Below are 20,638 nucleotides of genomic sequence, written 5' to 3'. Positions count from 1 at the left end.
GACAGACCCCTCTTGTTCGGCCGGAAGCCGCAGACGTAGGCTCCGGCGTAGATTCACATGCGAAGACGCCGTTCAGTATAGAGAACGACGATCGTGGACAGTACGGAAAATCTGGAGGTTCTTCCGGTGGCAGTACCAGTCTGGAGCGTCGACCCCCGAACCGGAAAGCAGCGCGAGCAGGCCGGCGCCGAGGCCACGGCCGCGGACGTCGATGCCGCGGTACGCGCCGCGGCCGCCGCTCTCCCCGCGCTCGCCGACCGCAGCGTACGCTCCCGGCTACTGCGCGAAGCCGCCGGGCTGCTGGAGGAGTCGGCCGCCGAGGTGATCGCGACCGCCGACGCCGAGACCGCCCTCGGGGTGCCCCGGATCACCGGCGAACTGGCCCGCACCGCCTTCCAGCTGCGGGCCTTCGCCGGCATCGTGGACGAAGGCACCTTCCTTGATGTCATCATCGACCACCCCGACCCGGCCGCCCACCCCATCCCGCGGCCCGATCTGCGCCGCTACAAGATCCCGCTGGGCGTGGTCGCCGTCTACGCGGCCAGCAACTTCCCGCTGGCCTTCTCGGTCCCCGGCGGCGACACCGCCAGTGCGCTGGCCGCGGGCTGCCCGGTCGTCGTCAAGGCGCACCCCGACCACCCGGCGACCTCGGTGCTCTGCGCGGACATCCTGCGCCGGGCGGCCGTCGCGGCCGGACTGCCCGCCGACACCGTGGTGCTGCTGCACGGCTTCGAGGCCGGCGTCGAGCTCGTCAAGCACCCGCTGATCGCCGCGGCCGGCTTCACCGGTTCCGTCCCCGGCGGCCGGGCCCTCTTCGACGCGGCCGCCGCCCGCCCGCGCCCGATCCCCTTCTACGGCGAACTGGGCAGCCTCAACCCGGTGGTGGTCACGGCGGCCGCCGCGGCCGAACGCGCCGAGCAGATCGGCACCGGTCTGGCCGGCTCCTTCACCCTGGGCAACGGCCAGTTCTGCACCAAGCCGGGTCTGGTGCTGGCGCCCGCGGGCCCGGACGGCGACCGTCTGGTGGGCGCGCTCACCGGCGCCGCGCAGGGAGCGCTGCCGGGCGTCCTGCTCGACTCCCGCATGCGGGACACCTTCCTCAAGGGCGCCGCCGCCCGGGCCGCGCTGCCCGGTGTCACGGTTCCCGTCGAGCCCGGCGAGGTCCCCGGCGACCCGCTGGCGGTACGGCCCGGCTACGTCGAGGTCGCCGCGCGGGACCTCGCCGGGCAGGATGCGTACGAGGTGCTGCTGGAGGAGTGCTTCGGGCCGCTGACGGTGGTCGTACGGTACGGCGACGACGCGGAGCTGGGCGCGGTCCTCGACCGCCTCCCCGGCAACCTCACCGCCACCGCCCACCTCGGCGCGGACGAGGCCGCGGAGCCGGACGGTTCCGCGGTGGCGCTCCTTGCCCGCCTCACCGCGCTGGCCGGGCGGGTGCTGGTCAACGGCTGGCCCACCGGCGTCGCGGTGGCGGCGGCCCAGCACCACGGCGGGCCGTACCCGGCCACGACCTCCACGTCCACCTCCGTGGGCGGCACCGCGATCGAACGCTGGCTGCGCCCCGTCGCCTACCAGGACACCCCACCGGCCCTCCTCCCCCCGGAACTCCGCGACTCCAACCCCACCCGCGTCCCGCGCCGCGTGGACGGGATCAGGGAGTAACCCGACCACCGTCCGAGGTGGGGGCGGTGCCGGTCAGCCGCGGAGGTGGTCGAGCAGTACCGGGACGTGGCTGTGGTCCGGCTCCTTCACGGCGGTGAGCAGGGTGACGGGACCCCGCGCCGCCGCCGCGCGAAGCCGCTCCGCCGTCGCCTCGGCGTCAGGGCCCGCGGCGGCCAGCTCGCCCCGGTACCGCTCCGCGAACGCGTCGTACCGCTCCGGGTGGGTGTGCAGCCACGTCCGCAGCTCGTTCGACGGGGTCAGCTCCTTGACCCACTCGTCCACCTCCGCCCGGGCCTTCGCCAGCCCCCGCGGCCACAGCCGGTCCACCAGCACCCGCAGTCCATCCGCCTCCTCCGGCGGATCGTAGACACGCCGCACCCGGAAGGCAGTCGCGGACAAGGACATCACGGACCTCCTGAAGCTACGGAAACACGTACCGCCTCAGCCTCCCGCCTCCCGCCCCTCCCCGCTGGGCATGGCGGCCCGGGCACCGCCTGCCGCACCGGCACCGGCGCCGCCATCAGCACCACCGACGTGACGACCCCGGCCCCAACCCACTCACCCACTCAGGTGGCCGCAGGCCGGAGCCTGGACCCCGGAGCCGGCGCCGCAGGCGGGTCAGCGGCGGAGGGCGGCGCTCAAAGTGGCGAGGGTGCGGTCCACCACCGCGGGGTCGGCCGCCGTGCCGTAGTGGTTGACCCGCAGCATGTCGGCCGCGAGGGCGCCGCCGCCCGGGGAGAGGGGGAGCCCGGGGTCGACGGCGAGCGCCGCCGCCGCCAGTTCCCCCGCGTGCATCCCCGCAGGGGTCCGTACCGTCGTGGCGACCGGCGCCGCGTCGGCTGCCTCCACCACGTAAGGCGTCAGCCCCAGGTCCAGCGCCCCCTCGCGGGTCTGCGCCGCCGCCGCCCGGTGCCGCCCGATCACCGCGTCGAGCCCCTCCGCCTCGATCCGGTCCAGGCACGCGTCGAGCGCCAGCATCTCCAGCTGCGCCGGGGCGTGGGGCAGCACCCGCCGCCCCGCGTCGATCCACCGCTCCTTCCAGTCAAGCAGCGACAGGTACGACCGCCGCGGCGCCGCCGGATTCTCCGCGAACCGCCGCCACGCGCGCTCGCTGACCGCCACCGCCGACACCCCGGCAGGACCGGCCATCGCCTTCTGCCCGCCGATCACGCACAGGTCCACCCCCCACTCGTCGGTGAGCAGCGGCTCCGCGGCCACCGAGGCGACCGCGTCGAGCATCAGCAGCGCCCCCTGCGCCCGTACCACCGCCGCGATCCCGGCCACCGGATTCGTCGTACCGGTGGCCGCCTCCGCGTGGACCAGCGACACCAGGCCGATCTCCGGGTCGCGCTCCAGCGCCTCGCCCACCTGCTCCGCGGTCACCGCCCGGTCGAACGGCACCTCCAGCTCCACCACCTTCGCGCCCGCGTCCCGCAGCCAGCCGCCGAAGGTCTCCCCGTACGGGCCGGTGACGACGTTGAGCGCGGTGGAACCCGGCCGGGCCGCCCCCCTGATCGCGCCCTCCAGCGGCAGCAGCGCCTCGCCCTGGGTGATCACCACGTCGTTGGCGGTGCGCAGCAGCGCCGCCACCCGGCGTTCGGTGGCCGCGAAGGCACCGGCGGTCAGCGGCGGCAGGTCCAGCAGGTGGCCGGGGTTCGGGGACACGTGGTGCGCTCCTCGGGGTGACAGGGACCGTACGGATCCGACCCTACCCAGCGCCTCGTACAGTGCCGTGCATGGCTGACAGCGAGGTGTTGCACATCAGGGGCCGGATCCTGGCCGGTCCCGCGGACGTACGGGACGAGCTGTGGGTGGTCGGCGGCCGGATCACGTACGACCGCCCCGCCGCCGCACCGGCCGGCACGGTCACCGGCTGGGCGCTGCCGGGCCTGGTGGACGCGCACTGCCATGTCGGCCTCGACGCGCACGGCGCGGTGGACCCGGAGACCGCGGAGCGGCAGGCGCTGACCGACCGCGGGATCGGCGCGCTGCTGCTGCGGGACGCCGGTTCGCCGAGCGACACCCGGTGGACCGACGAGCGCGACGACCTGCCGAAGATCATCAGGGCCGGCCGGCACATCGCCCGCACCCGCCGCTACATCCGCAACTACGCGTACGAGATCGAGCCGGGCGACCTGGCCGCCTGCGTCCGCCGCGAGGCGCGCCGCGGCGACGGCTGGGTCAAGCTGGTCGGCGACTGGATCGACCGGGAGACCGGCGACCTCTCCGCCTGCTGGCCCAAGGACGCGCTCGCCGAGGCGATGGCCGCGGCGCACGAGGAAGGCGCCCGGGTCACCGCGCACTGCTTCGCCGAGGAGTCGCTGGCCGACCTCGTCGAGGCCGGCATCGACTGCGTCGAACACGCCACCGGGCTGACCGCCGGCACCATCCCGCTCTTCGCCGCGCACGGCGTCGCGATCGTCCCGACGCTCGTCAACATCGCCACCTTCCCGCGCCTGGCGGAGGGCGGCCGGGCGAAGTTCCCGCGCTGGTCGGAGCACATGCTGCGGCTCCACGAGCGCCGCTACGACACCGTGCGGGACGCCTACGACGCGGGCATCGCCGTCTATGCCGGTACGGACGCGGGCGGCGGCCTGCCGCACGGCCTGATCGCCGCGGAGGTGGCCGAACTGGTGCGGGCCGGGCTGCCCGTGGAAGCCGCGCTGTCGGCGGCCACCTGGGGAGCGCGCGACTGGCTCGGGCGCGCCGGTCTGACCGAGGGCGCCCCCGCCGACCTGGTGGTGTACGACGAGGACCCGCGGGCCGACGTACGGACGCTGGCCGCGCCGCGCGCGATCGTGCTGCGGGGCGCACGCGTGGCCTGACCTGCGGAGGCACGTCGTTGACCGGCCGTGTCGTCCACGGGACGTACGGAGTTGAACACTTCCGCGCCCGGCGCGGTCGCGTCAACCGGGCCGCGCGTGTCCTCCCGTGGCGCGGACGACCGTCTGGAACGGCCGTGCGCATCCGGGGCACCGGGATTCGAAGAAACGCACGGAAACCACCCGTTTGGATGAACTAGCCCCGTGTAGCCGCCAGTTCACCCTCAGTGCGTAAACATAACCGGGTCAAGGTCCCCGGCTGCTGTCCCCATCAGCGCGCGCCGGGGATGCCATGTCACTCGTAGGGATCTTTCGCGTGTACCGCACTCTCTCTTTCCGCATGCCCGCAGGTCGTTCCGCCGCAGCCATCGGCGCCGCCGTCGCCCTGGCCGCGGGCAGCGCACTGGCCGTCGCCCCGGCGGCCCACGCCAACCCGCAGCAGTACACCGGCGGCACGTCCACCGCGACCGTGCTGCGGGTCGGGCTGGACGTCTCGCTGCTGAACAAGACGGTCGACGTGCCCGTGAACGTGTCCCTGAACGACGTGAAGGCGCCCGCCGACGCCAACCGGACCGCGCTCGCCGTCACCGTCGGCCACGGCGTGGAGGCCGGCCGGAGCGTCAGCCTGCTGCGGGCCGCGGTCGCCACCGCGAACGCCACCGCCGACGGCGACAAGGCCGAGGGGTACGCGAACATCGCCAACGCCCAGGTGCACGTGCCCGGTCTGCCGCTGCTGTCCCTGGTCAAGCTGGACGCGGTCACCTCCAAGGCCACCTGCCAGGCCGGCCACCGGCCCACCGCCTCCTCCAAGCTGGCCGGCGTGACCGTGCTCGGCCGGAACATCTCGCTGCAGGCGGTCGGCACCACCCAGCTGAACGTGCCGGGGGTCGGCCAGGTCGATCTGGACCTCACCAACACGGTCACCACCTCCAGCACCGCCGCCGCCACCGCGCTGCGACTGAAGGTGCGCATCAACCCGCTGAACCTCGGCGTGGCGGAGGTCACCGGTGAGGTGACGCTGGCGCAGGCCACCTGCCGCACCCCGCACAAGAGCGGCGGCTCGGGCACCGGCGGGTCCACGAACGGCGGGTCCACCTCCGGCGGGTCCACGAACGGCGGCTCGACCACCGGGGGTTCGACTACCGGGGGGACGACCACCGGCGGTTCGACCGACGGGGGAGCCTCGGACGGCGGTTCCACCACGGGCTCCACCACCGGTTCCACCACCGGTTCCACCACCGGCTCCTCCAACGGAGGCGCGACCGGCGGCGGTTCCACCACCGGTTCCACCTCGGGCTCGACCTCCGGCTCGACGGGCGGCCACGCGACCTCCGGCGCCACCGGCTCCGGCGGCTCCTCCTCCGGCACCGCCACGGGCGGCGGTTCCGACACCCACGCCCAGACCGTCACCGACACCAGCGGCAACCTCGCCGAGACCGGCAGCAGTTCGGCCACCCCGTACATCGCCATCGGTGCCGCCGCCCTCGTCGCGGCCGGCGCGGGCACCTTCCTGGCGACCAACCGGCGCCGGCGGAACGCCGCCTCGGGAGCCGACGACCTCGACGCGTGATCGCCACAAGCAGGTAACAAGGTCAAGGGGGCGGTTCGACGGCGGGGCCGCCCCCTTAGGCTGTTACCGCATGCGCTGGGGCGAGAGCGGGCGGGGTAGATGGCTGACGGGCTGTTCGCGGGGCGTTACCGACTGGCGGAGCTGCTCGGCTCCGGCGGGATGGCCCGGGTGCACCGGGCGTACGACACCCGGATGGGCCGTACCGTGGCCGTCAAGACACTGCTCGCCGAACTGGCCGGCGACCCCGCCGCCCGGGGCCGGTTCGCCCGTGAGGCACAGGCGGCCGGCGCGCTGAACCACCCGGGCATCGTCACCGTCCACGACCAGGACGAGACGGCCGACGGCGACACGGTGATCCCGTTCCTGGTGATGGAGTACGTCCCCGGCAGCACCCTGGCCCAACTCCTGCACGATCAGGGGAGCCTGGCGCCGGACCAGGCGGTACGGATCGCCTGCGACATGCTCGACGCGCTGGCCCACGCGCACAGCCACGGCACCGTGCACCGCGACGTCAAACCGGCCAATGTGATGATCACCGAGGAAGGCACCGTCAAGGTCGCCGACTTCGGCATCGCCCGGGTCCTGCACAGCGGTGCCCGGCTCACCGCCACCGGCTCCGCCATCGGCACCCCCAGCTACATGTCGCCCGAGCAGATCAACGGCGCCGACGTGGACGCCCGCAGCGACGTGTACGCCGTCGGCTGCGTGCTCTTCGAACTGCTCGCCGGGAAGCCGCCGTTCACCGAGGGCAACCCGCTCAGCCTGATGTACCGCCACGTCCACACCCCGCCGCCCGCCCCGTCGGCCCGCGACCCGCGGCTGCCGGCGGAACTGGACGACCTGGTGCTGGCCGCCCTCGCCAAGGAACCCGCCGACCGGCCGGCGACGGCCGCCGCGTACCGGGACCGGCTGCGCGCCTGGCTGGGGGCGAACAGCGCGGTCTCCCTCACCGGGCCGGCGGTCGCATCCGACGCCGTCCCCGAGGCCCGGGGCGCCGGGCCGGCCCCCGGCCGGGGGACCCCGTCCCGTCCCGCCGACCCCCGGGCCACCTTCGGGGTCGGCGCCAAGCTGCCCGTACTGCCGCCCCCGCCGGACCAGGACGCCGGGGGCGCCGTCCCGGAACCGGCCGTGGGCCCGGCGCTGCGGGAGGCCGCGCCCCGGTCCGCCCAGGCGGCACCGGCCGCCCCCGCCGCGCAGCCGCCCGCCCCGCGTACCCAGCCGCCCGCCCCGCGTGCCCAGCCCGAGCATCCGGCCTACTCGCGATCCCCGCAGGTCCCGCTGCCGCCGCCGTATCTGCCCCGTACCCCACCGCCGTTCAACGTCCAGAACCCGGCGGCCGCTCCTCCCGCGCCGCCGCCGGGCCGTACCCCCGACCGCAGACGCCGCAACTGGATCGTGGCCGGTGTCGCGGTCGCGGTGGTGGCTCTCGGTGTGAGCGCGACCCTGGTCTTCGCCCCCCTCGGCGGCCGGGACGACGAGAGCGGGCACAAGGACGGCGGCGACACGGCCAGCACCACCCCCACGTCCACCGCGGACCTGAAGAGTGCCGCGCTCCGGCTGCACGGCGGCAAGGAGACCTCGGGCTACAACGGCGGTCTCGGCGGGGTCGTCCGCCCCTCCGGCACGAAGGGCGGCACGCTGCACCTGGTCGCGACCTACCCGGCGACCGGCATGCTCGACCCGGCGGAGAGCTACGACACCACCTCCTGGAATGTGCAGCGCCTCTACCTGCGCAAACTCGTCGACTACGCGCCCGCACCGGGTGCCGCCGGCCGCAAGCTGGTGCCCGACCTCGCCACCGACACCGGCAGCGTCAGCGCCGACGGCCGCACCTGGACCTTCCACCTCAGGACCGGGCTGACCTTCGACAACGGCACCCCGATCACCTCCAAGGACATCAAGTACGGCGTCGAGCGGACCTTCGACCGCACCACCTTCGACGGCCCCTCCTACTTCGTCGACCTGCTCGACCAGGGCCAGCACTACCCGGGCCCCTACGAGGACACCGACCCCGACAAGCTCGGCCTGCGCTCGGTCGCCACGCCCGACGACCACACGGTGGTCTTCACCCTCGACAAGCCGTTCGCCGACTTCCGGTACGTGCTCGCGCTGTCCATGGGCGCCGCGATCCCGCGGGCCGCGGACACCGGCGACGGCAAGGACTACGCCAACCACCCGGTGGGCAGCGGCCCTTACAAGGTGCAGAGCTTCGTCCCCGGCAGCCGCCTCGACCTGGTCCGCAACCCGTTCTGGAAGCAGTCCACCGACGCGGTCCACTCCGCGCTGCCCGACCGGATCGAGCTGAAGTTCCTCACCGACCAGAACGCGGTGGAGAGCGCGCTGCTGTCCGGCGATGCGGACCTGGACGTCGACAGCGTGACCCTCAGCGGCGCCACCGAGGCCAAGATCACCGACGATCCCGCGCTCAAGGCCAATACCGACCTCGCGTACAGCGGTGCCACGCGCTTCCTGAGCCTGCAGACGTCGGTCGCGCCCTTCGGCGACTACCGCTGCCGCCGGGCGGTGCAGTACGCCGTCAACCGCTCCGCCGTCCAGGCCACCTTCGGCGGCGAGATCAACGGCGGTGATGTCGCCACCACGATGCTGCCGCCCACCACCGACGGCCACGACCCGAAGGCCGAGACCTACAACACCACCCAGGGCGCGGCCTATCCGAAGGAGGCGAAGCAGCAGCTGGCCGACTGCGGCCGGCCGGGCGGCTTCTCCGTGACCCTCGCCGGGGTGGACAACTCCCAGTCCACCGCCGCCATGGAGGCGATCAGCGGCGCACTCGGCCAGGTCGGCATCACGGTCGAGGTGGAGACGGTGGACGCGGCCACCTACTACGCGACCCTGACCTCGGCGACGAAGCTCAAGGCGAAGAAGTGGGGCATGGTGCTGACCAGTTGGGCCGCCGACTGGCCGACCGGCGGCGGCTTCCTGCGTGCCCTCGTCCAGCCGCAGAGCCCCACCAACTACTCCGGGCTGAACGACGACGGCATCAACAGCGCGGTGGCGAAGGCCGACGCCGAGACCGACCCGGTGAAGGCGGCGGCCGACTGGAAGGACATCGACAAGAAGGTGATGATCGAGTCCACCATGGTGCCCCTGCTCTACGACCGCCACCTCCTCTACCGCGGCCCGCGCCTCACCAACGTCTACGAACAGCAGGTGCTCGGCGGCGTCGACCTCACCGCGCTGGGAGTGGAGCCCTGGCCGCGGCCAGCGCGTCGATGAAGCCGTCGGTGGTACGGGGGTCGCGGACGGCCAGGCGGAGCCAGTGCGGGCCGAGACCCGGGAAGGTGTCCGCGCGGCGCACGGCGTAGCCCAGGTCGCGCAGCCGCAGCCGTACGCGGGCCGCGTCGGGGAGACGGATCAGCACGAAGGGAGCCTCGGGCGTTCCGGTCGCGAGTTCCAGGCCGGCGAACTCCCGCAGCCGCGCGACGAGATGGGCCCGGTCCGCGGCGACCGTCCGGGCCGCCCTCGCCGCCTCGGCCAGGGCGGACGGCTCCATACAGGCCCGGGCCGCGGCCAGCGCGGGCGTCGACACCGCCCACAGCGGCTGCGCGTTCGCCAGCGAGGCGATCAACTCCGGTGCGCCCAGCGCGTATCCGATCCGCAGACCGGCCAGCCCCCAGGTCTTGGTGAGGCTGCGCAGCACCAGCAGGCCGGGGACGTCCCGCCGCGCCGCCAGTGACGCGCGCTCGCCCGGTACCGCGTCCATGAACGCCTCGTCCACCACCAGCGTCCGTCCCGGACGCGCCAACCGCCGTACCAGCGCGGCCGGATGCAGGACCGAGGTGGGGTTGGTCGGATTGCCCAGCACCACCAGGTCGGCGGCCTCGGGCACCGCGGCCGGGTCGAGCCGGAAGCCGTCGGCCGCGGTGAGCAGCACCCGGTGCACCTGGTGCCCGGCGGCCCGCAGCGCCGCCTCAGGCTCGGTGAACTGCGGGTGCACCACCGTCGCCCATCGCGGCGCCAGCGCCCGGGCGAGCAGTACGAACGCCTCGGCCGCGCCGGCGGTGAGCAGCACCTCCGCATCCGGTCTGCCGTGCCGCAGCGCGACCGCGTGCCGGGCGGCCCGGCCGTCGGGGTAGGCGGCGAGCCCGGTCAGCGAGGCCGCGATCCGGTCCGCCAGCCAGGCCGGCGGCGTACCGTCGCGGACGTTCACCGCCAGGTCGGTCAGCCCGTCCCCGGTCTCGGCGTCCCCGTGGTGCCCCAGGTCGTAGTCGTCCGGCACCGCCGGGTCAGTGGGTGTGCGCATGGTGGTGGCCGTGGGTGTGGGCCGGGTCGTCCGGGTGGTGGTGCGGCTTCTGGGCCGCGCCCACCCGGTCCTCGAAGCCCGGCAGCCCGACCCGGTAGACGCAACTGTCGCAGTTCATCCGCAGATCGCCCCGCAGCGTCTCCCGGTACCGCTCCATGACCAGTTCGGCCAGCTCCGGCTCGGGGCCGATCACCTCCGCGCACCGCACGTCGGTGCCGTCGTGCGCCGCCGCCCAGGTCCCGGCCTGCTCCCGTACCCGGTCCGGCAGCACCCCGGTGAACAGGAAGTACGGCAGGACGACGACGCGGCGCGCGCCCAGCAGGCGGCAGCGGTCGAGCCCGGCGGTCACCGACGGCTCGGCCAGCGACACGAACGCGGTCTCCACACCGGCGTAGCCACGGCCCTCCCACAGCAGCCTGGCCACCTTGAACACCTCGGCGTTCGCGTCCGGGTCGGTGGAGCCCCGGCCCACCAGCAGCACGGTGGTCCCGGCCCGGCCGGCCCCGGCGAGCGCCTCGTCCACCCGCCGCTCCAGCACGGTCAGCAGCTTCGGGTGCGGGCCCAGCGGCCGGCCGTACGCGTACGACGTGCCCTCGTGCCGCTCCCGCTCCCGCGCCAGCGCCGCGGGTATGTCGCCCTTGGCGTGCCCGGCGGACACCAGCACCAGCGGCACCGCGGCGAAGTCCCGTACCCCCGCGGTCACCATCTCCCGCACCGAGTCGGCGAGCGGTGGCGGCGACAGCTCGATGAATCCGCCGCCCACCGGCAGACCCGGATGGGCGGCGCCGAGCGCGGCGACGAAGGACCGGAAGGCCTCGGCTCCGGCGGCGTCACGGGTGCCGTGGCCGACAAGGAGGAGGGCAGGGGGATTCACTGGGGGTTCTCCTTGGTGTGGGCGGGTCCCGCGACGGGTTCTTCCGGCGGCTGCGGGGCGTAGAGCAGCGCGTTGAGCGCGGCGGCGGCGACCGCGGAGCCGCCCTTCTCCGAGACGTTGCTGACCGCGGGCAGCCCGCAGGCCCGCAAGTGCGCCTTGCTCTCGGCAGCTCCCACGAAGCCGACCGGCAGCCCGATCACCAGCGCGGGCGCCGCGTCCAGCGCGAGCAGCTCCTCCAGCGCGGTGGGCGCGTTGCCGATCACCCAGACGGCACCGGGTCCGACCTCGGCGAACGCCAGCCGGATCGCGTGCGCGCTGCGGGTCAGTCCGGGCGCGGCCCGCGCGTCACCGAGCCGGCAGACCGCCCGGCGCGCGGTGATGCCGGCCGCGACCATCTCCACGTCCGCGACGACCGGTGCGCCGGCCCGCAGCGCGGTCCACGCCCGCCGTAGTTCCTCCTCGTCGGCGACCAGATCGGTGGCGTACGCCAGGTCGGCGCTGGCGTGCACGACCCGCTCGACGACCGCGCGGCGCAGCGGCGGCAGCGCGGAGGTGTCCAGACGGGAGCGGAGGATGCGGTACGACTCCTGCTCGATGGGGTGGACGGTGCGGGTCACTGCGCGGCTCCTGATGACTGCTGCTGCCAGCGGTAGCCGCGCGGGGTGACCATGCGGCCGGCGACGTTACGGGTGGCGGTGTTGCCCACGGTGACGACGGTGACCATGTCGACGGTCGTCACGTCCAGGGCGGCCAGGGTGGTGACCTCGGCGCGCTCGTCGGGCCGGGAGGCGGCGTGCACGACGCCCACCGGGGTGGCGGGGGAGCGGTGCCCGGCCAGGACCGACAGCGCCTTCGGGAGCTGCCAGACCCGGCCGCGGCTGCGCGGGTTGTAGAAGGTGACCACCAGGTCGGACTCGGCGGCGGCCCGCACCCGCCGTTCGATCACCTCCCACGGTGTGTGCAGGTCGGAGAGGCTGATCGACACGTGGTCGTGGCCCAGGGGCGCGCCCAAAAGGGCGGCGGCGGCCAGCGCGGCGGTCACGCCGGGGACGCCGACCACGTCGATGTCGGCGGTTGCCTCGGCGAGGGCGGGTGAGGCCATCGCGTAGACCCCGGCGTCCCCGCTGCCGATCAGGGCGACCGCGTGTCCCTTGCGGGCTTCGGCGACGGCGGTGCGGGCCCGCTCCTCCTCGGCGCCCAGACCGGACTCCAGTACGCGGGTGCCCGGCGGCAGCAGGTCCCTGACCTGGTCCACGTACTGGTCGAGACCGACCACGACGGAGGCGCGCCGCAGCTCGTCGGCGGCCCGCGGGGTCAGCAGGTCCCTCGCGCCCGGGCCGAGTCCGACCACGGCCAGCCGGCCGCGCGGCCTGCGGCGGGCGACGGCCACGGTGGCCATCGCTGACTTCCGCTTCTCCACGGCGAGTCCGGCGCCGGGGCCGGCTTCGAGCAGCGCGGCGGCCTCCGCCACGGACGGTGTTCCGACCGCGGTGAGCGGCGCGTGCGAGGGATTCGGCACGTCCACGCGGGCGAGTTCGGCGGCCTCGTACGTCACCAGGGGAACGCCGAGGCCGGCCGCGGCCCGTACGATCCCGGGCTCGTCCGCCTTCGCGGTCACCGTCGCGAGCGCGGTCACGCTCTTCACGGCGAGGCCGGCGTCCGCCAGGCTCCCGGCGATCAGCGCGCCCACCTCCTCCGCGGTGACCCCCTTGCTGGCGCCGACCCCCACCACCAGCGACGGCGGCCGGACCACCACGGTCCTGGACCCCGTCTCCACGATCCGGTCGGTCACCCACACGAGGCATCCCTCCGGCGCGGGTCCGGGCGCCCCGCTGCCGGGGTGTGCTTCACCATGGGCGGGGGCCGGTCCGGCGCCTCCGGGCCGCGCCGTCCCGCCGCGGGTCCTGGCGGGCCCGGGGGCCGCGGGGGCTTCGGGGGAGGGCGGTTCCCCCGGGACGGCCGCGTCCGGAGCGGCCGGGCCGGGCTCCGGGGTGAGGGGGAGCGGGGGCAGAGGCCAGGTCGTGTCCGCGCGGAGGGTGACCGTGGCGCCGTCGAGGAGCGCGCGGGTCACCGCGGGGAGGGCACCCTCGGTGGGGTAGGGGAGGAGGTCGAGGGCCGGAAGGCCCACCGCGTCCGTGGCCGTGGTGATCACCGGGGCCGTCCCGAGGACCGGGCTCAGGGCCGCCGCCAACGCGTTCGCCCCACCCGCGTGACCGCCCAGAAGCGCGACCGCGTGACGGTGGGCCTCGTCCACCGTCACCACGCCCGGGTCCACCGCCTTCCCGGCGAGCAGCGGCGCGAGCAGCCGCACCGCCGCACCGGTCGCCAGGAAGACCACCAGCTGGTCGCACTCGGCGAAGGCCGCCGGCAGTGCCTCCCGCAGCGGTCCGCCGTACACCCGGGTCCTTCCGGGCCACGCGGCGGCCACCCGCTCGCAGCCCCGCAGCCCGGCCACCGTCGCCGAGATGAGCCCGATCATGCCGAAACCCCTTCCACCGCGGGACGCACGCCCCACAGAACGAACACCGGATTGCCCGCCGCGAGCCGGACCACATCGCCGGGCAGCGGCGCCAGCCGCGACGACTGCAGCAGCACTCCGTCCACCACCAGCCCCGCGGCCCCGAGCGCCGCCCGCACCTCGCCCACCCGGTCCACCGCGGCCAGCGTCACCACGACGCACCGGCGGGCCCTGCGCCCGCACTCCGCCACGATCGCGGCCAGCTCGCGCCCGCCCCCGCCCACGAACACCGCGTCGGGGTCCGGCAGTTGTCCCAGTACCGAGGGCGCCGCGCCCGCCACCACCTGGAGGTCCACGCCGTGCGCCGCAGCGTTCGCCCGCACCCGGGCCACGCCCTCCGGGTCCCGTTCGACCGCCACCACCGCGGCGCCGAACCGGGCGCACTCCACGCCCACGGAGCCGGACCCGGCGCCGACGTCCCACACCAGCTCCCCGGTGCGCGGGCCGAGCCGGGCCAGCGCCAGTGCCCGCACCTCCGCCTTGGTGACCATCGAGTCGCGGTGCGCGAACTCCTCCTCGGGCAGCGCCCATCCGGCGGGCGCCGGCGCCGGACCCGCGACCGTACGAGGCCGCCCGGCCGCCGCCGCACCGCCCGGCCCGAGACACAGGACCACGGACACCGCCGTACCCCAGGGGCGTACCGCCGCCTGCGCCGGGGAGACCCGTACCACCGCCTCCGCGGCCGTGCCGACCCCCGACGCCACCACCAACTCCCGGACGACACCGCCGTGTTCGAGGGCGGCGCCCAGCTCCGCGGGACCGGCGCCCGGCCCGGCGAGCACCGCCACCTTGCGGTGCGCCCGGCACACGTTCACCGCGGTCCGCAGCTCGCGGCCGTGCGCGCTCACCACCACCGCGTCGTCCCAGCTCAGACCGAGCCGGGCGAAGGCCACCGCGACCGACGGCGACGACGGCCGTACGTCCAGCGAGGCCGCGCCGAACCGCTCGCCCAGCGCCCGTACGATCCCGAAGAACCCGGGGTCGCCGGAGGCCAGCACCACCACCGGGCCGGCGTCCTCCTTCAGGTGCCGTTCGACGGCGTCCAGCGCGGGCGCCAGCGGCCCGAGCACCACCTGCCGCGCCCCGGCGGGGAGTTCCACCGCGGCCAGGTGCCGGGCGGCCCCCACCACCAGGCCGACGGCGCCGACCGCCGCCTGCGGCGGGGCCGCGCCCGTACCGGTCCCCAGCACCGTGATCACCGGCTCAGCCACGGGACGTGCGCAACTCTCGCCGGGCGGCCGGATCGGCCCGCCGGAAGCCGTGGAAGTGCCCCGGGTGGTACAGATGCGACCGGGTGCCGGAGGCCGCCAGCGCGGGACCCACCAGGAAGAGCGTGTGCTTCCACAGCCTGTGGGCCTTGACGGTCTCTTCGAGCGTCCCGACCGTGCAGTGCAGCAGCAGCTCCTCCGGCCAGGTCACCTGATGGGCGATCAGCGCCGGTGTGTCCGACGGGTAGCCGCCCTCCAGCAGCTCCGCGGCCAGCTGCCCGGACCTGGCAGCCGAGAGGAACAGCGCCATCGTCGTCCCGTGCCGGGCGAACTCCCGCACCTCCTCACCCGGCGGCATCGGCGTCTTGCCACCGCCCAGCCGGGTCAGGATCACCGACTGCGCCACCTCGGGAATCGTCAACTCCCGTCCGGCCAGCGCCGCGACCGCGGAGAACGACGACACCCCCGGCACGATCTCCACCGCGATGCCGAGCTCCGCGCACCGGTCGACCTGCTCCTGCGTACCGCCCCACAGCGCCGGATCCCCGGAGTGGATCCTCGCCACCCGCAGGTCCTCCCGGCCGGCCCGCTCGTAGACGGCCACCACGTCCTCCAGCGACATCGTCGCCGAGTCCAGGATCTCCGCGCCCTCGCGGGCGTGCTCCAGCACCTCGGCCTGCACCAGACTGGCCGCCCAGATCACCACGTCCGCCACGGCGATGGCCCGCGCGGCCCGGAAGGTCAGCAGATCGGCCGCCCCCGGACCCGCGCCCACGATCGTCACCTTGCCGCTCACAGTTTTCCTCCCCGGCCGCCGTCGCGCCGCGCGGGCGCGATCAGCGTCGACAGATACGGCAGCGGCCCGTCGGGCAGTTCGGCCGCCGCCCGGATCGACTCCTCCGGCAGCCCCAGCGAACTGCCCCACACCGCGCCCTCGATCCGCCCGGTGGCCCGCAGCGCCGCCGCCACCTCGGCCGCGTGCCGGCCGAACTTGTAGGCCACGACCGTGCCGGGCCCCCGCAGCGCGTCCTTGAGCACCGCGGCTCCGGCCGTCACCGGCACCAGCGTCAACGGCTCGGTGCCCTCGGTCAGTACGGCGCCGCTGCGGGCGGCCAGATCCTGCATCGCGGTGATGCCCGGCACCGTCGCGACCGCCAACGGCTCGCCGGCGCCCAGCAGTCCGCCGACCGTGCCGACGAGATAGGTGAAGGTCGAGTACACATTGGGGTCCCCGATGGTCGCGAAGGCCACCGTGCGGTGCGTGCGCAGCAGTTCGGCCACCCGGGCACCCGCCGCGTCCCACGCGGCCTCGCGCCGGGCCCGGTCCGTGCGCTCGTTCAGCGCGAAGACGACCCGGACGACGCGGGAGGCGTCGACGTAGTGGCGTACGGTCGCCTCCGCCCGGCCCGGTTCGCCGCTGTCCATCACCGGCACGACCACCGCGCCCGCCGCACGCAGGGCGTTGACGCCCTTCACCGTCACCAGTTCCGGGTCGCCGGGGCCGACCCCGACCCCGGTCAGTCGCATGTCCATGCGGCACACCTCTCGACGAAGCGCCGGGCCAGGGAGGGCTCGGCGGCCCAGTGCACATGCAGGTAGGAGGCATGCACGTTCTTCTCCGCGAAGCCCTCGGTACGGCGTTCGGGACGGGTGAAACCCCAGGCCGGGCTGGGGCCTTCGGCCGGGGTCACCCGGGTACGGTGGAATTCGTGGCCGCGCAGGCGGGTGCCGGCCGGCGCCAGGAGGTTGTCGCTCAGCGCGACGGCTTCGCGGTAGCCGAGGGTGAGGCGGCCGGTCATGGCGGCGGTGGCGTCGAGCACGCCGCACATCGGGGTGCCGTCCAGGGACCGGCTCAGGTAGAGCAGGCCGGCGCACTCGGCGGCGATCGGGCCCGCGAAGGCGGCGATCTCCTCGCGGAGCGCGGTGTTGGCGCTGAGCTCTCCCGCGTGGACCTCGGGGAAGCCGCCGCCGAGGACGAGACCGGCGGTGCCTTCCGGGAGGGCGTCGTCCGACAGCGGGTCGAACGGCACGACGTCCGCTCCCGCGGCGGTGAGCAGCTCCGTCTGCTCGGGGTAGGCGAAGGTGAACGCCGCGCCGGTCGCGACAGCGACCACCGGCGCCCGGTGCGCCCGGCGGCCTCCGGCCGGGTGCGGCGCCGGGGTCGCGCTGTCCTCGGCCTCGTCGCCCGGGTGCGGCGGCGTCGCCGTGCTGTGCCCGGTCCCCGCGGCCGGTCCCGGCGCGCCGGCCACCGTATACGCGACCCCTCCGCCCCGCCGGGAGGCCGGCAGGGACGGGCCGGAAGCGGCCTGGGCGTGCGCCCGGGACAAGGCGGCGCCCGGGTCCCAGGCTTCTTCCGGCAGCGGGGGAGCCGACCGTGCCAGGGTCAGGAGGGCGTCGAGGTCGCAGGCCGCGCGGACCCGGTCGGCCGCCGCGCCGACGAACGCGCGCGCCTGCGCGGCGCGTTCCGCCGCCGGGACGAGGCCGAGGTGGCGGGAGGGGACGTGCAGGGCGTCCGTACGGTGGAGCGCCCCCAGGACGGGGACCCCTCCTTCGTCCAGCGCGCCCCGCAGGACCGCCTCGTGCCGCGCGGAGCCGATCTTGTTGAGGATGACGCCGGCCAGCCGCACCCCGGGGTCCCAGGAGGCGAAGCCGTGCACGAGCGCCGCCACCGAGCGCGCCTGGGAGGAGGCGTCCACCACCAGCACCACGGGCGCGCGCAGGAGTTTGGCCACCTGGGCGGTTGAGGCGAGTTCGCCCTGGCCCGACGCACCGTCGTAGAGCCCCATCACGCCTTCCACGACCGCCAGTTCGCAGCCGGCGGCGCCGTGCAGGAAGAGCGGCGCGATCGCCTCCGGGCCGCAGAGGCAGGCGTCGAGACTGCGGCCGGGGCGGCCGGTCGCCAGGGCGTGGTAGCCGGGGTCGATGTAGTCGGGGCCCACCTTGTGCGGGGAGACGGCGAGGCCGCGTCCGGCGAAGGCCGCCATCAGCCCGGTGGCGACGGTGGTCTTGCCGCTGCCGGACGAGGGCGCGGCGATGACCAGGCGGGGGATCGGCGTCACCACTCGATGCCCCGCTGGCCCTTCTGGCCCACGTCCATGGGGTGCTTGACCTTCGACATCTCGGTGACGAGGTCGGCCGCGCCGAGCAGTTCCGGCGGCGCGTTGCGGCCGGTGATCACGACATGCTGGGTGCCCGGGCGGTCCCGCAGCACCGCCACGACCTCGGCGGTGTCGACCCACCCCCAGTGCATCGGGTACGCGAACTCGTCCAGTACGTACAGCCGGTAGGTCTCGGCGGCCAGATCGCGCCTGACCTGTGCCCAGCCCTCGCGCGCCGCCTCCTGGCTGTCCTCGATCGAGCGCTGGACCCACGACCAGCCCTCGCCCATCTTGTGCCAGGCGACCGTGCCGCCCTCGCCGGAGGCGCCGAGGACCCGCAGCGCCCGTTCCTCACCGACCTTCCACTTGGCCGACTTGACGAACTGGAACACCCCGACCGGCCAGCCCTGGTTCCAGGCCCGCAGGGCGAGCCCGAAGGCAGCCGTCGACTTGCCCTTGCCGATGCCGGTGTGCACGATCGTCAGCGGCCGGTTGCGGCGCTGCCGGGTCGTCAGTCCGTCGTCGGGCACCGCGGCAGGCTGTCCCTGCGGCATCAGGCTGCCCTCCGTACGTCCTTGACCAGTGCGGACACCGCGTCCGCCCGCAACTCCCCCAGCGTGACGGCGAGTCCGCCCAGCTCCCCGGCCAGCGCGCCCGCCAGCCCGAGCCGCACCGGGCCCGACTCACAGTCCACCACCACCGCCGCGGTCCCGGCGGCGGCCAGCAGCCGCGCCGCACGCGCCGCGTGAGCCACCGGCTCCGGGCCGCCGGTGGCCCGGCCGTCGGTCACCACGACCAGCAGCGGCCGGCGCGAGGCGTCCCGCAGCCGCTCGACCCGCAGCACCTCGTGTGCCTTCAGCAGCCCCGCGGCCAGCGGGGTGCGGCCCCCCGTGGGCAGCTTCTCCAGCCGGGCGGCGCCGGTGTCCACCGACGAGGTCGGCGGCAGCGCCAGGTCGGCCCGGCTGCCCCGGAAGGTGATCAGCCCGACCTTGTCCCGCCGCTGGTACGCGTCGAGCAGCAGCGACAGCACCGCGCCTTTCACGGCGCCCATGCGCTGCCGCGCCGCCATCGAGCCGGACGCGTCCACGACGAAGAGGACGAGATTGCCCTCACGGCCCTCCCGGACGGCCTGCCGCAGGTCGTCGCGGCGCACCACCAGACCGGGCCCGCTGCGGCCACGGGCCCGCTGGTACGGCGCCGCGGCCTGGATCGTCGCCGCCAGGTGCAGCCTGCCGAGCGCTCCGCCGGGGCGCCTGGCCCCGGTCGTACGGCCGTGCGCGGTACGGGCCCGCGACCGCCGGCCGGCCGCGCCCTCACCGAGGCCGGGCACGGTGAGGGGACGGGTCCTGTACGGGTCGGCCGCGGCGGCGGGCGGCTGTCCTTCCGGGGCGGCGCCGGGGCCGCCGGGTCCGGCCTGGCCTCCGGCGGGGTCCTCGCCGGCGGTGCCGGGGCCGGGGCGGGGGCCGTCCTGGGGCGGCGCGTCACCGTCGCGCGGGCCGCCGCCCGGACCCTCGGGCCCGCCGCCGGGACCGGGGTCCGGATCGTCGTCGCCTTCGCCGTCGCCCTCGCCGCGTTCCCGCTCCAGCGTCTCGTCCAGCTTCTCCTCGTCCAGGCCGGGCGCGTCGAACGGGTTGCGGCGGCGCCGGTGCGGCAGCGCCAGCAGCGCCGCCCGGCGTACGTCCTCGGCGAGTACGACGGTACGGCCCGCCCAGGCGGCCAGCGCGGTGGCGGTACGCGCCATCACGATGTCGGCGCGCATGCCGTCCACCTCGAAGGCGGCGCAGGTGGCGGCGATCTGCCGCAGCGCGCTGTCGCCGAGCCGCACATCGGGCAGCAGCCGCCGGGCGGCGGCGATCCGGTCCCTTACCGCTTCCTCCTCGGCGGCCCACCGCGCCGCGAAGCCCGCCGGATCGGCGTCGTACGCGAGCCGGCGGCGGACGACCTCCACCCGTTCGTCGGTCTCCCGGGAGGCCGCGACCTCCACGGTCAGGCCGAAGCGGTCCAGCAACTGCGGGCGCAGTTCGCCCTCTTCGGGGTTCATCGTGCCGACCAGCAGGAAGCGTGCGGCGTGCCGTACGGAGACGCCTTCCCGCTCGACGTAACTCGCCCCCATCGCGGCGGCGTCCAGCAGCAGGTCGACCAAGTGGTCGTGGAGCAGGTTCACTTCGTCGACGTAGAGGATGCCGCGGTGTGCCGCCGCGAGCAGGCCGGGTTCGAAGGCCTTCACGCCTTCTGACAGGGCGCGTTCGATGTCCAGGGCGCCGACGAGCCGGTCCTCGGAGGCGCCGACCGGCAGCTCCACCATCCGCGCGGGCCGCTCCGATCCCCGGGTGGCGGGGTCGTGCGGGCCGTCCGGGCAGTGCGGGTCCGCGGCCGCGGGGTCGCAGCTGAACCTGCACCCCGCGACGACCGTGACCGCCGGCAGCAGCGAGGTCAGGGCCCTGACCGCGGTGCTCTTCGCGGTGCCCTTCTCGCCGCGGACCAGCACGCCGCCGACCGCGGGGCTCACGGCGTTGAGCACCAGCGCGAGCCGCAGCTCCTCCTGGCCCACCAGGGCACTGAACGGGTACGGGCTGCTCACGATCGGTCCTCGCCTTCCGTAGTACGGCACGTGTCCGCGGT

16 protein-coding genes are annotated in these 20,638 nt (G+C 75.3%); 4 read left to right on the top strand and 12 right to left on the bottom strand.

Features of this window, described 5'->3' with window-relative positions; all coding sequences use genetic code 11:
• Positions 1–126: 126 nt before the first annotated feature.
• Positions 127–1,662: an aldehyde dehydrogenase (NADP(+)) gene (locus OG552_RS07735; RefSeq protein WP_329130593.1), complete on the top strand. Its 1,536-nt coding sequence runs from the start codon at positions 127–129 to the stop codon at positions 1,660–1,662.
• 33 nt (positions 1,663–1,695) lie between these two features.
• Here the strand turns inward: OG552_RS07735 and OG552_RS07730 are convergent, their stop codons facing one another.
• Positions 1,696–2,067: a DUF488 domain-containing protein gene (locus OG552_RS07730; RefSeq protein ID WP_329130591.1), complete on the bottom strand. Its 372-nt coding sequence runs from the start codon at positions 2,065–2,067 to the stop codon at positions 1,696–1,698.
• A gap of 213 nt (positions 2,068–2,280) precedes the next feature.
• Positions 2,281–3,327 carry a pyridoxal-phosphate-dependent aminotransferase family protein gene (locus tag OG552_RS07725; protein WP_329130589.1) on the bottom strand — a complete coding sequence of 349 codons (1,047 nt, stop codon included), beginning with the start codon at positions 3,325–3,327 and terminating at the stop codon, positions 2,281–2,283.
• A 71-nt stretch (positions 3,328–3,398) separates the two neighbouring features.
• Between OG552_RS07725 and OG552_RS07720 the strand changes: the two genes are divergently transcribed.
• From OG552_RS07720 to OG552_RS07710, 3 genes are all read left to right on the top strand, one after another.
• Positions 3,399–4,487, top strand: a complete 1,089-nt coding sequence (locus OG552_RS07720; RefSeq protein ID WP_329130587.1) for an amidohydrolase family protein — start codon at positions 3,399–3,401, stop codon at positions 4,485–4,487.
• Positions 4,488–4,824: 337 nt separating this feature from the next.
• Entirely contained in the window at positions 4,825–6,054 is a 1,230-nt protein-coding gene (locus OG552_RS07715; RefSeq protein ID WP_329130585.1) for an SCO1860 family LAETG-anchored protein, read from the top strand.
• A 99-nt stretch (positions 6,055–6,153) separates the two neighbouring features.
• On the top strand, positions 6,154–9,291 hold the full coding sequence (locus OG552_RS07710; RefSeq protein WP_329130583.1) for an ABC transporter substrate-binding protein: 3,138 nt from the start codon (positions 6,154–6,156) through the stop codon (positions 9,289–9,291).
• Here the strand turns inward: OG552_RS07710 and cobC are convergent.
• Genes cobC through OG552_RS07660 form a run of 10 tightly spaced genes read right to left on the bottom strand, consistent with a single transcriptional unit; the run spans position 9,245 to position 20,597 of the window.
• A complete protein-coding gene (gene cobC, locus OG552_RS07705) occupies positions 9,245–10,318 on the bottom strand; it encodes an Rv2231c family pyridoxal phosphate-dependent protein CobC (RefSeq protein WP_329130581.1) in 1,074 nt (357 codons plus the stop codon). The genes OG552_RS07710 and cobC overlap by 47 nt on opposite strands.
• Positions 10,302–11,192 (bottom strand): sirohydrochlorin chelatase, encoded by an 891-nt coding sequence (locus OG552_RS07700; RefSeq protein WP_329130579.1) that lies wholly within the window; start codon positions 11,190–11,192, stop codon positions 10,302–10,304. The genes cobC and OG552_RS07700 overlap by 17 nt, the downstream gene beginning before the upstream one ends.
• Entirely contained in the window at positions 11,189–11,809 is a 621-nt protein-coding gene (locus OG552_RS07695) for a precorrin-8X methylmutase (RefSeq protein WP_329130577.1), read from the bottom strand. Before OG552_RS07695 ends, OG552_RS07700 begins: the two co-directional genes overlap by 4 nt.
• Positions 11,806–13,671: a precorrin-3B C(17)-methyltransferase gene (cobJ, locus tag OG552_RS07690; RefSeq protein ID WP_329130575.1), complete on the bottom strand. Its 1,866-nt coding sequence runs from the start codon at positions 13,669–13,671 to the stop codon at positions 11,806–11,808. The genes OG552_RS07695 and cobJ overlap by 4 nt, the downstream gene beginning before the upstream one ends.
• Positions 13,668–14,909 (bottom strand): precorrin-6y C5,15-methyltransferase (decarboxylating) subunit CbiE, encoded by a 1,242-nt coding sequence (cbiE, locus tag OG552_RS07685; RefSeq protein ID WP_329140630.1) that lies wholly within the window; start codon positions 14,907–14,909, stop codon positions 13,668–13,670. The genes cobJ and cbiE overlap by 4 nt, the downstream gene beginning before the upstream one ends.
• A 4-nt stretch (positions 14,910–14,913) precedes the next feature.
• On the bottom strand, positions 14,914–15,714 hold the full coding sequence (cobM, locus tag OG552_RS07680; RefSeq protein ID WP_329130573.1) for a precorrin-4 C(11)-methyltransferase: 801 nt from the start codon (positions 15,712–15,714) through the stop codon (positions 14,914–14,916).
• Complete coding sequence (cobI, locus tag OG552_RS07675) at positions 15,711–16,451, bottom strand: precorrin-2 C(20)-methyltransferase (RefSeq protein ID WP_329130571.1); 741 nt, start codon at positions 16,449–16,451, stop codon at positions 15,711–15,713. The genes cobM and cobI overlap by 4 nt, the downstream gene beginning before the upstream one ends.
• Positions 16,436–17,977: a cobyrinate a,c-diamide synthase gene (locus OG552_RS07670; RefSeq protein ID WP_329130569.1), complete on the bottom strand. Its 1,542-nt coding sequence runs from the start codon at positions 17,975–17,977 to the stop codon at positions 16,436–16,438. Before OG552_RS07670 ends, cobI begins: the two co-directional genes overlap by 16 nt.
• Positions 17,974–18,570 (bottom strand): cob(I)yrinic acid a,c-diamide adenosyltransferase, encoded by a 597-nt coding sequence (cobO, locus tag OG552_RS07665; RefSeq protein WP_329130567.1) that lies wholly within the window; start codon positions 18,568–18,570, stop codon positions 17,974–17,976. Before cobO ends, OG552_RS07670 begins: the two co-directional genes overlap by 4 nt.
• Positions 18,570–20,597, bottom strand: coding sequence for a putative cobaltochelatase (locus OG552_RS07660; protein ID WP_329130565.1), 2,028 nt, complete (start codon positions 20,595–20,597; stop codon positions 18,570–18,572). Before OG552_RS07660 ends, cobO begins: the two co-directional genes overlap by 1 nt.
• Between the last annotated feature and the right edge of the window lie 41 nt (positions 20,598–20,638).

The organism is Streptomyces sp. NBC_01476, from assembly GCF_036227265.1.
Taxonomy (GTDB): domain Bacteria; phylum Actinomycetota; class Actinomycetes; order Streptomycetales; family Streptomycetaceae; genus Actinacidiphila.
This window is presented reverse-complemented; position numbering and strand designations above follow the sequence as displayed.

Excerpts from the sequence above, each read along its gene's own strand:
- cobO (WP_329130567.1), bottom strand. The coding sequence starts at position 18,570 with ATGCCGCAGGGACAGCCTGCCGCGGTGCCCGACGACGGACTGACGACC.
- OG552_RS07710 (WP_329130583.1), top strand. The coding sequence starts at position 6,154 with ATGGCTGACGGGCTGTTCGCGGGGCGTTACCGACTGGCGGAGCTGCTC.
- OG552_RS07720 (WP_329130587.1), top strand. The coding sequence starts at position 3,399 with ATGGCTGACAGCGAGGTGTTGCACATCAGGGGCCGGATCCTGGCCGGT.
- OG552_RS07730 (WP_329130591.1), bottom strand. The coding sequence starts at position 2,067 with ATGTCCTTGTCCGCGACTGCCTTCCGGGTGCGGCGTGTCTACGATCCG.
- cobC (WP_329130581.1), bottom strand. The coding sequence starts at position 10,318 with ATGCGCACACCCACTGACCCGGCGGTGCCGGACGACTACGACCTGGGG.
- OG552_RS07715 (WP_329130585.1), top strand. The coding sequence starts at position 4,825 with ATGCCCGCAGGTCGTTCCGCCGCAGCCATCGGCGCCGCCGTCGCCCTG.
- cobJ (WP_329130575.1), bottom strand. The coding sequence starts at position 13,671 with ATGATCGGGCTCATCTCGGCGACGGTGGCCGGGCTGCGGGGCTGCGAG.
- cobI (WP_329130571.1), bottom strand. The coding sequence starts at position 16,451 with ATGGACATGCGACTGACCGGGGTCGGGGTCGGCCCCGGCGACCCGGAA.